The sequence below is a fragment of the Bradyrhizobium sp. ERR14 genome (assembly GCF_014198235.1).
Taxonomy (GTDB): domain Bacteria; phylum Pseudomonadota; class Alphaproteobacteria; order Rhizobiales; family Xanthobacteraceae; genus Bradyrhizobium.
On sequence record NZ_JACIHD010000007.1, the window covers coordinates 405,615 to 418,972 of the forward strand.

General features: G+C 65.8%; 9 protein-coding genes. All 9 read left to right on the forward strand.

Going from position 1 to position 13,358, the window contains the following annotated elements; genetic code table 11:
- Positions 1–35: 35 nt before the first annotated feature.
- The 9 genes from murB to ligA all read left to right on the forward strand — a co-directional run bounded on the left by murB (position 36) and on the right by ligA (position 13,118).
- Entirely contained in the window at positions 36–956 is a 921-nt protein-coding gene (murB, locus tag GGD62_RS22295) for a UDP-N-acetylmuramate dehydrogenase (RefSeq protein WP_183710217.1), read from the forward strand.
- A gap of 96 nt (positions 957–1,052) precedes the next feature.
- Positions 1,053–2,039 (forward strand): D-alanine--D-alanine ligase, encoded by a 987-nt coding sequence (locus GGD62_RS22300; protein ID WP_183710218.1) that lies wholly within the window; start codon positions 1,053–1,055, stop codon positions 2,037–2,039.
- Positions 2,040–2,388: 349 nt separating this feature from the next.
- Positions 2,389–3,411, forward strand: a complete 1,023-nt coding sequence (locus GGD62_RS22305) for a cell division protein FtsQ/DivIB (RefSeq protein WP_018318681.1) — start codon at positions 2,389–2,391, stop codon at positions 3,409–3,411.
- Positions 3,408–4,730, forward strand: coding sequence for a cell division protein FtsA (ftsA, locus tag GGD62_RS22310; protein WP_183710219.1), 1,323 nt, complete (start codon positions 3,408–3,410; stop codon positions 4,728–4,730). The genes GGD62_RS22305 and ftsA overlap by 4 nt, the downstream gene beginning before the upstream one ends.
- Positions 4,731–4,817: 87 nt before the next feature.
- Positions 4,818–6,617 carry a cell division protein FtsZ gene (gene ftsZ, locus GGD62_RS22315; RefSeq protein ID WP_183257562.1) on the forward strand — a complete coding sequence of 600 codons (1,800 nt, stop codon included), beginning with the start codon at positions 4,818–4,820 and terminating at the stop codon, positions 6,615–6,617.
- Between the two features lie 363 nt (positions 6,618–6,980).
- Positions 6,981–7,943, forward strand: a complete 963-nt coding sequence (lpxC, locus tag GGD62_RS22320; RefSeq protein ID WP_018318684.1) for a UDP-3-O-acyl-N-acetylglucosamine deacetylase — start codon at positions 6,981–6,983, stop codon at positions 7,941–7,943.
- A gap of 246 nt (positions 7,944–8,189) precedes the next feature.
- The gene (locus GGD62_RS22325; protein WP_026202056.1) at positions 8,190–9,080 is read left to right on the forward strand and encodes an outer membrane protein assembly factor BamD; all 891 of its coding nucleotides are present in this window, start codon (positions 8,190–8,192) and stop codon (positions 9,078–9,080) included.
- 13 nt (positions 9,081–9,093) lie between these two features.
- Positions 9,094–10,767, forward strand: coding sequence for a DNA repair protein RecN (recN, locus tag GGD62_RS22330; RefSeq protein ID WP_183710220.1), 1,674 nt, complete (start codon positions 9,094–9,096; stop codon positions 10,765–10,767).
- 197 nt (positions 10,768–10,964) lie between these two features.
- Positions 10,965–13,118 carry an NAD-dependent DNA ligase LigA gene (gene ligA, locus GGD62_RS22335; protein WP_183710222.1) on the forward strand — a complete coding sequence of 718 codons (2,154 nt, stop codon included), beginning with the start codon at positions 10,965–10,967 and terminating at the stop codon, positions 13,116–13,118.
- Positions 13,119–13,358: the final 240 nt, after the last annotated feature.

Below are 13,358 nucleotides of genomic sequence, written 5' to 3' on the forward strand. Positions count from 1 at the left end.
AGCTTGCGTCCCTCACACGAGGTGAGTGTTCACGCATGACCTTCCCCGACATCACTCCCGCTCTCAAAGCCGCGATGCCGGAGCTGCGCGGGCGGCTGCTGGCCAACCAGTCGCTGGCCGAGCTGACCTGGTTTCGCGTCGGCGGCCCTGCCCAGGTGCTGTTCACGCCGGCGGATGAGGACGATCTCGCTTACTTCCTCGCGCATCTTTCTCCCGACGTTCCGGTCTATGTCGTCGGTGTCGGCTCCAATCTGATCGTGCGCGACGGCGGCATTGCGGGCGTCGTGATCCGCCTGGCGCCGCGCAGCTTTGGCGAGGCCAGCGCCAGCGGCGATATCGTCACTGCCGGTGCAGCCACGCTCGACAAGCGCGTGGCGGAAGTGGCTGCATCCGCCAATATCGGCGGGCTCGAATTCTATTTCGGTATCCCCGGCACCATCGGCGGCGCGTTGCGCATGAATGCCGGCGCCAACGGCGGCGAGACCAAGGACGTATTGATCGAGGCGCGCGGCGTCGGGCGAGACGGCAGCAAGCACGTGTTCTCCAACGCCGACATGAAGTTCGTCTACCGCAACAGCGGCGTCGATCCCTCCATCATCTTCACCTCCGCGCGCTTTCGCGGCGAGATCAGGGATAGTGAGGCGATCCGCGCGCGCATGGCGGAAGTGCAGTCCCATCGCGAGACCGCGCAGCCGATCCGCGAGAAGACCGGCGGCTCGACCTTCAAGAATCCGCCCGGCCATTCCGCCTGGAAGCTGGTGGATGCCGCCGGCTGCCGCGGCTTGCGCGTCGGCGGCGCGCAGGTCTCCGAGATGCACTGCAATTTTCTGATCAACACGGGCGATGCCACCGCGCACGACATCGAGACGCTGGGCGAGACCGTGCGCGAACGCGTGAAGGCAAATTCCGGAATTGAGCTACACTGGGAAATCAAGCGGATCGGGGTTTCCCCCTAACAGTCATTCCGGGGGCGCGCAGCGCAACCCGGAATCTCGAGATTCCGGGTCTGGTGCTTGCGCACCATCCCGGAATGACAAAGCACGAGGCTGCGAATGCGCATCACCATCCTCTTCGGCGGCTCCAACCGCGAGCGCCTGGTTTCGGTCGCCTCGGCCCAGGCCCTGCATCAGGCATTGCCCGAGGCCGATCTGTGGTGGTGGGACGTCGAAGACAAGGTACACACCGTCCAGTCGAAGCAGCTGCTCGAACATGCCCGCCCCTTCGAGGACGAGTTCGCCCCCGGCACGCGCGGCATCCCGCTGGCGCAGGCGCTCGACCAGGCCAAGGCCGAGGATCGGGTGCTGGTGCTCGGCCTGCATGGCGGACGTGCCGAGAACGGCGAATTGCAGGTGATGTGCGAAGCGCGCGGCGTGCCCTTCACCGGCTCAGGCTCGGCCTCCTCGCATCTGGCCTTCGACAAGTTCGCGGCCAAGCGGTTTGCGGCGCTCGGCGGTGTGACGCCGCCGGAAAACGTTGCGCTCGAGAACATCGACGAGGCTTTTGCCCAATACGGAAGGCTGATCGCAAAGCCCGCGCGCGACGGATCGAGCTATGGCCTGATCTTCGTCAACGCCAAGCAGGATCTCGTCGCCGTCCGCAATGCGGCCAAGCACGAAGAGTACGTCATCGAGCCCTACATCGCCGGCGTCGAGGCGACCTGCGGCGTGCTGGAGCGCGCCGATGGTTCGATCATCTCACTGCCGCCGATCGAGATCATCCCGGGCGAGGGCAGTTTCGATTACGCCGCAAAATATCTCCTGAAGTCGACCCAGGAGATTTGCCCCGGCCGTTTCGCACCCGAGATCACCGCGGCGCTGCAGGCGCAGGCGATGCTGGCGCACCGCGCGATGTCCTGCGCCGGCTATTCCCGGTCGGACTTCATCGTCTCGGACAAGGGCCTCGTCTATCTCGAGACCAACACGCTGCCCGGGCTGACCAAGTCCTCGCTCTACCCCAAGGCGCTGAAAGCCGAGGGCATCGAATTCGTCGACTTCCTGCGCGGCCTGGTGGAGCTCGCCGGGCAGCGCGTGCGGAAATAATTAGGACTGGTTAACGGCCGAATCGGCCAAACGGGCCAGTTTGGGGTCCAAAACCGGTAAAATGCCGGACATCGCGGCATAAATGCCTCACGTCGCGGGGCAAAATGCGCCGGACGTTAACGAACTTTACCTTTTGTTTACCAGGACGTCCGAAGGTTAACGCTGGCGGCGCATATGGCGCTTTGGCTGCCGGCGCGTGAGCTGTCGGGGGTGATGTCACCTCCAGCGAACGCTTTAAAGGGGAGAGGCTTCTTCTGCTGAAGACCAGCACCCGGCCCGGCACGTCGAAGACGTCATGTTCGCCAGGATCCGCGCGATGTCGCGGGCAAACTGTTGACGAGCTCGTGCAATGGATGGAGCAGGAAGCCTCACCCGGTCGTTTTTCAGATCGCTGAGGCCCCAAGCTGACCTGAAGGCGGCCGCTGTCGGAGCGGTCGTGCTTCTGCGCGAGTGGCTGCAGGACAAGCGCCAGCAAAGACTTCACGCCGCGCGTGCTGCCGCCAAGATCAAGGCCAAGGCCATCATCGAGCGTGAGCCGCCGCCGCGCGTGGTCGCATTGGTGGAGCGCTATCTGCCCCGCCGGGTCGGGATCAGCATGACCGTGCTGCTTTTGATCGGCAGCACCGGCTTCGGCATCGTCAAGGGCGGCCATCTCCAGGATTTCATCACCGCGGTCAGCGATGCCCGCAACGCGCTGGCCAATTCCGCCGGGTTCCGCATCACTTCCGTCGTGATCAACGGCCGCAAGCATCTGACCCAGGACGAGATCCTGGCCATCGGCGGCGTCAGCGGCCGTTCCTCGCTGCTGTTCCTCGATGCTGACGCGGTGCGCGACAAGCTCAAGGCCAATCCGTGGATCGCGGATGCGACCGTGCTGAAGCTCTATCCGGGCCAACTGATGATCGAGCTCACCGAGCGCAAGGCATTCGCGCTGTGGCAGGAGGCCGGCCGGCTCTCGGTCATCGCCGATGACGGCGCCGTGCTCGAACCCTATGTCTCGCGCCGCTTCCTGTCGCTGCCGCTCGTGGTCGGCAAGGGCGCCGAGACCCAGGCCCGCGATTTCCTCGCGCTGCTGGCGCGCTATCCGCAGGTCAACTCGATCACCAAGGCCGCGATCTTCGTCGGTGAGCGGCGCTGGAACCTGAGGCTCAAGGACGGTCTCGACATCCGTCTGCCCGAGCAGGACGTCGGCAACGCGCTGGCGATGCTGTCCAAGCTCGACAAGGAGGACAGGCTGTTCTCGCGCGACATCGTCGCCGTCGACATGCGCCTGCCTGATCGCCTGGTGGTGCAGCTGTCCGAGGACGCCGCCAAGGCGCGCGAGGAGCTGTTCAAGGACAAGAAGAAAAAGAAGGCCGGGGATTCCGCATGACCGGTCTTGATCGCACCCAGACCCCGAAGACGCGCCCGATGCCGCACAAGCGCCGCGGCCTCGTCGCCTGCCTCGACATCGGCACCAGCAAGATCGCCTGCATGATCGCGCGGCTTAAGCCGTCGCCGCCGAGCGAGGCGCTGCGCGGCCGCACCCATGCGGTGGAACTGATCGGTTACAGCCAGATCCAGTCGCGCGGCATGAAGGCCGGCGCGGTGATCGACCTTACCGAATGCGAGCAGGCCGTGCGCCAGGCGGTCGCGCTCGCGGAGAAAATGGCCAAGGTGCGGGTCGAGTCCGTGCTGCTCTCGGTCTCCGGCGGTCGGCTTTCCGGCCAACTGGTCGAAGCCGCCGCAGATATCCGTGGTGGCGCCGTGACGCAGGCCGATGTCAGCCGCGTCACCTCCACCGGCATGCGTCACGCCACCGGCGAAGGCCGCACCGTGCTGCACGCGCTGCCGGTCGGCTACACGCTCGACGGCGTCAAGGGCATCCGCGATCCCCGCGGCATGGTTGCGCATCAGTTCGGCGTCGACATGAACGTCGTCACCTGCGACGCCACCGTGGCGCGGAACCTGATGCTGGCGGTGGAGCGCTGTCACATCAATGTCGAAGCCATGGCGGCCAGCCCTTACGTCGCCGGATTGTCGGTGCTGACCGACGACGAGGCCGATCTCGGCGCCGCCGTTGTCGAGATGGGCGCCGGCACCACTACGATTGCCGTTTATTCAGGCGGCCGTTTCGTGCATGCGGCGGGTTTTGCGGTCGGCGGGCAACACATCACGATGGATCTTGCGCGCGGACTCTCCGCGACCATTGCCGATGCCGAGCGAATCAAGACGTTATACGGGACCGTCATCACCGGCGGATCGGACTCGCGTGAGCTGATGTCTGTGCCGACAGCCGGTGACGAGCAGGATCTGCCGCAGATCGTCTCCCGCGCCACCATCGCCAACATCGTCAAGCACCGTGCCGAGGAAGTCTTCGAAATGGTTCGGGACAAGCTGAAGGATTCGCCCTTCGCCTCAGAGCCCAACGGCCGGGTCGTGCTCTCGGGCGGCGCCTCGCAGCTGACCGGCCTCGTCGAACTCGGCACCCAGATTCTCGGCCGGCCCGTGCGGGTCGGACGTCCGCTCGGCTTCGGCCGGCTGCCCAACGAGGCGAAGAACGCCGCGTTCGCGGTGCCGGCCGGACTCCTCGTCTACCCGCAATATGTTCACCACGAACATGTCGAACCGCGGCATACGCGGCAGCAGGTCAAGACAGGGACCGGCGGTTATTTCGGAAAGGTCGGACGATGGCTACGCGAGGGCTTCTGATGATTCATTTCCGCAATTCCCGACTTTCACCAACTCCCGCGGCCGCCGGCCGGGGCGAACCCACGCGCGCGTGATCGAGAGGCAAACATGACCATCAGCATCAATGTTCCTGATATTCACGAACTGAAGCCCCGGATCACCGTGTTCGGCGTCGGTGGCGCCGGTGGCAACGCCGTCAACAACATGATCACGGCGGGCCTTCAGGGCGTCGATTTCGTGGTCGCCAACACCGACGCGCAGGCGCTGACGATGTCGAAGGCGCAGCGCATCGTGCAGATGGGCACGGCGGTCACGCAAGGCCTCGGCGCCGGCTCGCAGCCGAACGTCGGCGCGGCGGCGGCGGAAGAGGTGATTGACGAGCTGCGCGACCATCTCTCGGGTGCCAACATGGTGTTCGTCACCGCGGGCATGGGCGGCGGCACCGGTACCGGTGCAGCTCCCGTGATCGCCAAGACCGCGCGCGACATGGGCATCCTCACCGTCGGCGTCGTGACCAAGCCCTTCCACTTCGAGGGCGGCCGCCGCATGCGCACGGCCGAAGCCGGCATCAACGAGCTTCACAAGGTCGTGGATACGCTGCTGATCATCCCGAACCAGAACCTGTTCCGGGTCGCCAATGAGAAGACCACCTTCGCCGACGCCTTCGCGATGGCCGACCAGGTGCTGTACTCGGGCGTGGCCTGCATCACCGATCTGATGGTCAAGGAAGGCCTGATCAACCTCGACTTCGCCGACGTCCGCGCCGTCATGCGCGAGATGGGCAAGGCGATGATGGGCACCGGCGAAGCCTCCGGCGACAAGCGCGCGCTGACCGCCGCGGAAGCCGCGATCGCCAACCCGCTGATCGACGACAGCTCGATGAAGGGCGCCAAGGGCCTCCTCATCTCCATCACCGGCGGCAAGGACCTCACGCTGTTCGAGGTCGACGAAGCCGCGACCCGTATCCGCGAGGAAGTCGACCAGGACGCCAACATCATCGTCGGCGCGACCTTCGACGAAGCGCTTGACGGCCTGATCCGCGTCTCGGTCGTTGCCACCGGCATCGAGCAGGCCGCGATCGCCCGCAACAGCCAGGCGACCTCCGCCCCGGTTGCGAACGCGGCGCCGCAGGCGCAGCAGGCCCCCGCAGCTCCCGCCGTCGCCGCCGAGAGCCGTCTGGCCGACCTGACCGCGCGGCTCCGCGCCGACAATCAGCGTATGGCTGAGCGCGCCCAGAAGCTGGAAGGCCAGATTCCGGCCGCAGCCCCGGTCGCTGCCGCGCCGATGGCGCCCCGTCCGAATGTCGAGCGTGCCGCGCTCGCCGCCATCGCCGCCGCCGTTGCGGAGGTCCCGCAGGCGCCGGCGCCGATGCAGACCTATGGCGACGTCACCGTGCGCCCGATCGCGCAGAAGCCGACGCTGTTCCCGGAACCCGACATGGCCCCGATCGCGATGCAGGAGCCGATGACGCCGGAGAACTTCATTCCGCCGCAGGCCGAGCGTGCGCCGGCCCGTGCGCCGCGGATGCCGCGCCTCGATGAGCTGCCGATGCCGGCCCAGGCCGAGATTCGCCAGGCCCGCGGCGAGGTCGAGGAGGAGACCCCGCAGAAGACCCGCCTGTCGCTGCTGCAGCGCCTCGCCAATGTCGGCCTCGGCCGTCGCGACGAGGAAAGCGAGCCGCCGGTCGCGGCCCGCACCGCCGGTCCCGCGATGCCGCCGCTGCCCGAGCGCCGCCAGCAGAAGACCGTGGCGCAGCAGATCGCATCGAGCGAGCCGGTATCTGAGTATGCCCGCCGCCCCGCGCCGCAGGGTCTGGACATGCACGGCCGTCCGGCGCCTGTTGCGCCGGCGCCACAGGGCGACGACCATCTTGATATCCCGGCCTTCCTGCGGCGGCAGGCGACCTGAGGATTGTTACAATAAGGCAGACGAAAAAAGGTCCCGGCAACAAGCTTGCCGGGACCTTTCCTTTTGTCCCGTGCATGTCCGGATTGCGCAGACAAGCAACTGATTTTAAATCATTAATTACGTGTTTGGGTGTTCAGTCAAACTGCCGGAAGCGACCCAAAACCTCGGCGCAATTTGGTTAAGCCTTGGCGCGAATACGGCAGGTTTGGGGTAACAATCGGTAAAAAAGCGTGAGTTGGCGCTGTTTGAGGCAGTGACTATGGTTTGGCGTGACTTGGGGATACGGATTCGCAGGGGCCCGGCACTGGCCGGCCAAGTGAGTCCAGTATAAGTCGCAGTGGGTCGTAGTGGGGCGGGTTCCTGATGAAATTTAGCCGGCAAACAACGCTTCGTGCGCAAGCCTCCGTGGCAGGCGTAGGCGTTCACTCCGGTCTTCCCGTCACGCTCACCCTTGGGCCTGCGCCTGTCGACGCGGGTTTTATTTTTGTCCGCACCGGCCTCGAGGGAAGTGACCGCGAAGTTCAGGCGACCGCCGAGCAGGTGATCGCGACCGACTTCGCCACCGTCCTCGGCGATCGCAACGGTCCGCTGGTGTCCACCGCCGAGCACGTGCTTGCTGCACTGCGGGGTATGGGTGTCGACAACGCCACCATCGAGATCGACGGCCCCGAAGTGCCGATCATGGACGGCAGCGCCGCCGCCTTCATTGCGGCGATCGACCAGGCCGGCATCGTTACCCAGCCGGCGCAGCGCCGCTTCATCCAGGTTTTGAAGCCGATCTCGGTCAAGATCGGCGACTCCTTCGGCGAGATCAGGCCCTACGCCAATGGGTTCTGCGTCGAGGTCGAGATCGATTTCACCAATCCCGTCATCGGCCAGCAGAGCTACGCCTTCGAGCTCAACCCGGAGCGTTTCCGCCGCGAAGTCGGCCGGGCCCGGACCTTCGGTCTGATGAGCGACGTCGCGCGGCTCTGGAGCGCGGGCTATGCCCTCGGCGCCTCCTTCGACAACACCGTCGTGTTCGACGACGAGCGGCTGCTCAACACCGAGGGCCTGCGCTACGCCGATGAATGCGCCCGCCACAAGGTGCTGGACGTGATCGGCGACCTGTCGCTGGCCGGACTGCCGCTGCTTGGCGCCTACCGTTCGGTGCGTGGCGGCCACAAGCTCAACCACGCTGTGCTGACCGCGCTGCTCGCCGACCGTACCGCCTGGCGGGTGGTCGAGGGCGAGGCAGCCCGCCGCACCACGCGCCCCGTGGGTGAGGTCGGTCGCGGTATCGTCGGCGGCCGGATCGCTGCGGCCTATGGGCCGGACGTGTCCTGAACAGAGCTGTTGCCGCCTGCCTCAGGCAGCGGCTTACCCCGGGAAACTCCTGGTAACCACGATCGGCTAGGATTGCGGCACGTTCGCCTTAATCCGGGCGAAATGCCTGCCTATCCGGTTGGTTAAAGATCGCTTTTCGGATACATTGGCGTGGTCGCATGGCAAGGCACCACGGTTACATTTCGCGCCCATGACGGGGTTCATGGGCTGGCGGCACCGCATCACAGGGCGTCAGGGCTTAAACTCATGTCGGCACAGCGTACGACGCGCGGATATTTCTCGGTCTCGTCGCGAGCCCGCGGGCTGCTTCAGGCCGTCACCTTCATGATGCTCGCGGTGCCGCTGGCCGGCTGCGGCACCGGCTCGCTCTGGGACAAGTTCACCGCCAAGGACGACACCTTCGTCGAGGAGCCCGCCGACAAGATCTACAATGAGGGCCTGTACCTCATGAACGAGAAGAAGGACATGAAGGCGGCGAACAAGAAGTTCGAAGAGGTCGACCGCCAGCATCCTTATTCCGACTGGGCCCGCAAATCGCTGCTGATGTCGGCCTATGCGTCCTACCAGGGCGGCGACTTCGACGGCTGCATCGGCGCTGCCACCCGCTACGTCACGCTGCATCCCGGCAGCCCGGATGCGGCCTATGCGCAATATCTGATCGCCGCCTCCCATTACGACCAGATCCCGGACACCAGCCGCGATCAGGCCCGCACCGAGAAGGCGATCGCCGCCCTTGAAGAGGTGGTGCGCAAATATCCGAACTCGGAATACGCGACATCCGCCAAGGCCAAGATCGAGGGGGCGCGCGACCAGCTTGCCGGCAAGGAAATGAATGTCGGCCGATATTACGCGCAGAAGCGCGACTACACGGCGGCGATCAACCGCTACAAGACCGTCGTCACGCAGTACCAGACCACCCGCCATGTCGAGGAAGCGCTGTTCCGGCTGACCGAGGCCTATATGGCGATCGGCATTGTCGGCGAGGCGCAGACCGCGGCGGCCGTGCTTGGGCACAATTTTCCTGACAGCCGCTGGTACAAGGACGCCTATAATCTTGTAAAATCCGGCGGTCTCGAACCGAGCGAGAATCAGGGGTCCTGGATCAGCCGGACTTTCAAGAAGATGGGTCTCGGCTAGGAAATTTGGTTCCATGCTGGCGCGTCTGTCGATCCGTGACATCGTCCTGATCGAACGGCTCGATATCGAATTCGCCACCGGCCTTGCGGTTTTGACCGGCGAGACTGGTGCGGGCAAATCCATCCTGCTCGATGCCTTTGCGCTGGCACTCGGCGGCCGCGGCGACGCGGGCCTCGTGCGCCACGGCGTGGAGCAGGGGCAGGTGACCGCCGTGTTCGATGTCCCCAAGAATCACCCCGCGACGAAAATCCTCGCCGAGAACGGCCTCGAGGACACCGGCGAGATGATTCTCCGCCGCGTGCAGCTCGCCGACGGCCGCACCCGGGCCTTCATCAACGACCAGTCGATCAGCGTGCAGACGCTGAAGGCGGTCGGCGCCGCCCTGGTGGAGATCCACGGCCAGCATGACGAGCGTGCGCTGGTCGATGCCGCGACCCACCGCCGCCTGCTCGACGCGTTCGCCGGCCTGGAGAAGGACGTCGCCGCGGTCGAAACGCTCTGGGACGCACGCCGCACCGCCAAAACCGCGCTGGAGGAGCATCGCTCCGCCATGGAGCGCGCCGCGCGGGAGGCCGACTATCTGCGCCACGCCTCCGCCGAGCTGAAGCAGCTCGCGCCCAAGGACGGCGAGGAAACCTCGCTCGCCAACCGCCGCACCACCATGATGCAGGGTGAGAAGATCGCCTCCGATTTGCGCGAGGCGCAGGAGGCTGTCGGTGGGCACCATTCGCCGGTTTCGACGCTCTCGGCGGCGGTACGCCGGCTGGAACGCCGCGGCGTCAATTCGCCCGCACTGGTCGAGCCGGCCGTGAAGGCGATCGACATGGCGATCAACGCGCTGGAAGAGGCCGACCAGCATCTGCAGGCGGCACTCGCCGCGACCGATTTCGATCCGGCCGAGCTCGAACGCATCGAGGAGCGCCTGTTCGCGCTGAGGGCCGCCTCGCGCAAATACTCGACGCCGGTCGACGGGCTCGCCGCGCTGGCCGCCAAATACGCCGCCGACGTCGTGCTGATCGATGCCGGCGCCTCGCGGCTGAAAAAGCTGGAGCAGGCCGCGATCGAGGCAGATAGCCGCTATGCCGCCGCCGCCAAGAAGCTGTCGCTGGTGCGGCAGAAATCGGCTGAGAAGCTCAACAAGGCGGTCAACGCCGAGCTGGCGCCGCTCAAGCTCGACCGCGCCAGGTTCATGACGCAGGTCGCGACCGATGAGGCAGCTCCAGGCCCGCAAGGCTTCGACCGCGTCGAGTTCTGGGTGCAGACCAATCCGGGCACCAAGGCAGGACCGATGATGAAGGTCGCCTCCGGCGGCGAGCTGTCGCGCTTCCTGCTCGCGCTCAAGGTCGTGCTGTCCGACCGCGGTTCGGCGCCGACGCTGGTGTTCGACGAGATCGACACCGGCGTGGGCGGTGCGGTCGCCGACGCTATCGGCGGGCGCCTGGCGCGGCTTGCCGGCAAGGTGCAGGTGATGGCCGTGACCCACGCCCCACAGGTCGCCGCCCGCGCCGACCAGCACCTCCTGATCTCCAAGGATGCCCTCGACAAGGGCAAGCGCGTCGCCACCCGCGTCAATGCGCTGGCCGCCGACCACCGCCGCGAGGAGATCGCGCGCATGCTGGCGGGGGCAGAGATTACGGCCGAGGCGAGGGCGGCGGCGGAGAGACTGCTGAAGGCGGCGACGGCTTGATTGTGTGTCCCGGACGCGGCGCAGCGCGTAGCGCTGCTCCGCAGAGCCGGGACCCAGATTTCTGCCACGTGGGCCCCGGCTCTGCAGCGCACCGCACCGGATGATGCTCCGCATCGCCGGGAGCGCTGCGCTGCGTCCGGGGCACGAGATTTCCACACGCCTTTACCGTGCTACCCGCTCCGTCGTATCCAAGCACCATGGTCAGAGCAGCAAAATCCAAAACAACACCGCTTCGCGACGTCGCCGACCTCACCAAGGCCCAGGCCAAGGTCGAGCACATGCGGCTGGCGCTGGAGATCGAGGGGCACAACGAGCGCTACTATCAGGAGGACGTGCCCACCGTCACCGACGCCGAGTACGACGCGCTGCGCCAACGCTTCAATGCGATCGAGAAGCGCTTTCCTGAATTCGTCACCGCGGACTCGCCCTCGCAGAAGGTCGGCGCGGCGCCGTCAGGCCGCTTCAAGAAGGTCCGGCATTCCGTTCCCATGCTGTCGCTCGACAACGCCTTTGCGGAGGAGGACGTGCGCGACTTCGTCGGCCGCATCGTGCGCTTCCTGAAGCTCGACGACGACAAGGTCAATTTCTCCGCCGAGCCGAAGATCGACGGCCTCTCGATGTCGTTGCGCTACGAGGGTGGCGAGCTGGTCACTGCGGCGACGCGCGGGGACGGTGCGGTCGGCGAGGATGTCACTGCCAACATCCGCACGCTCGAAGACGTACCGCAAAAGCTGAAGGGCCGGAACATCCCCGATATCTGCGAGGTCCGCGGCGAGGTCTACATGACCAAGAGGGCGTTCCTCGCGCTCAACGAGCGGCAGAAGGCGGCGGGCGATACCATCTTCGCCAATCCGCGCAATTCGGCTGCCGGCTCGCTCCGGCAGAAAGACCCGACCATCACCGCCTCGCGCCCCCTCGGCTTCTTCGCCTATGCGTGGGGGCAGATGAGCGCGATGCCGGAAGCGACGCAGAGCGGCATGATCGACTGGTTCGAGCGCTGCGGCTTCAAGACCAATCCGCTGACCAAGCTGTGTCACTCCGTCGAGGAACTGATCGCGTTCCACCAGAGCATCGAGGAAGAGCGCGCCGAGCTCGACTACGACATCGACGGCGTTGTCTACAAGGTCGACCGCATCGACTGGCAGGAGCGGCTCGGCTTCGTCTCGCGCACGCCGCGCTGGGGCATCGCGCACAAATTCCCGGCCGAGCGGGCCATGACCGTGCTGCGCGACATCGAGATCCAGGTCGGTCGCACCGGCTCGTTCACGCCGGTCGGCAAGCTCGAGCCGGTCGGCGTCGGCGGCGTGATCGTGCAAAACGTCACGCTGCACAACGAGGATTACATCAAGGGCATCGGCAACAAGGGCGAGGTGCTGCGCGAGGGGCGCGATATCAGGATCGGCGACACCGTCGTGGTCCAGCGCGCCGGCGACGTGATTCCGCAGATCGTCGATGTCGTCCTCGACAAGAGGCCGAAGAGCGCCAGGGAATTCTCTTTCCCGAAGAAGTGCCCGTGCCCGCTGCACACCGACGTCGTCCGCGGCGCAACCGCAGCCGGCGAGGAGGAATCCCGCGCCCGTTGTAGCGGCGAGTTCGCCTGCCCCTATCAGAAGGTCGAACACCTCAAGCTGTTCGTCTCGCGCCGTGCGTTCGACATCGACGGTTTAGGGGAGAAGCAGCTGCAGTATTTCTTCGACGAGGGATGGGTCAAGGAGCCCGCCGACATCTTCACGCTGGAGAAGCGCAACGCGAAGCTGAAACTCGAGGAGATCGAGGGCTACGGTGCCACCTCGGTGCGCAATCTGTTCGGCGCCATCGAGAGCCGGCGCACAATCGCGCTCGAACGCTTCATTTATGCGCTCGGCATGCGTCATGTCGGCGAGACCACGGCGCTGGCGCTGGCACGCGGCTATGGCTCTTGGGACGCCTTCCACGACGCCTGCCTCAAGATCGCTCACGGCGACGAGGAGGCGATGGCCGACATGGACGCGCTCGACCAGATCGGCGACACCGTGATCAAGAGCATCGCCGACTATTTCGGCGAGAGCCACAACCGCGGCATCGTCGAGCGGCTGACCAAGGAAGTCGAGATCGTCGACGCCGAGAAGCCAAAGAGCAACTCGGCCGTCGCCGGCAAGACGGTGGTGTTCACGGGCTCGCTGGAGAAGATGACGCGCGACGAGGCCAAGGCGACTGCAGAGCGCTTAGGGGCAAAGGTGTCGGGCTCGGTGTCGAAGAAGACCGATCTCGTCGTCGCCGGCCCCGGCGCGGGCTCGAAGCTGGCAGAGGCCAACAAGCACGGCGTCAAGGTGCTGACCGAGGACGAGTGGCTGACGCTGATCGGGGAGTGAGGTTTCTTCCTTCTCCCCTTGTGGGAGAAGGTGGCGCGAAGCGCCGGATGAGGGGTCGTATCCACAAACTCGACTGAGAGTGATCTGCGTGGAGAGAGACCCCTCACCGTCTCGCCGCTCCGCGGCGAGCCACCCTCTCCCCCTGGGGGCCTGTTGCGCTACGGCCTTTTGAGGCAGGAGACGTAAGGAGAGAGGGCTGTGTTGACGCCGATCGTCAGGCCGAGATCTGTAGTTGGCGCC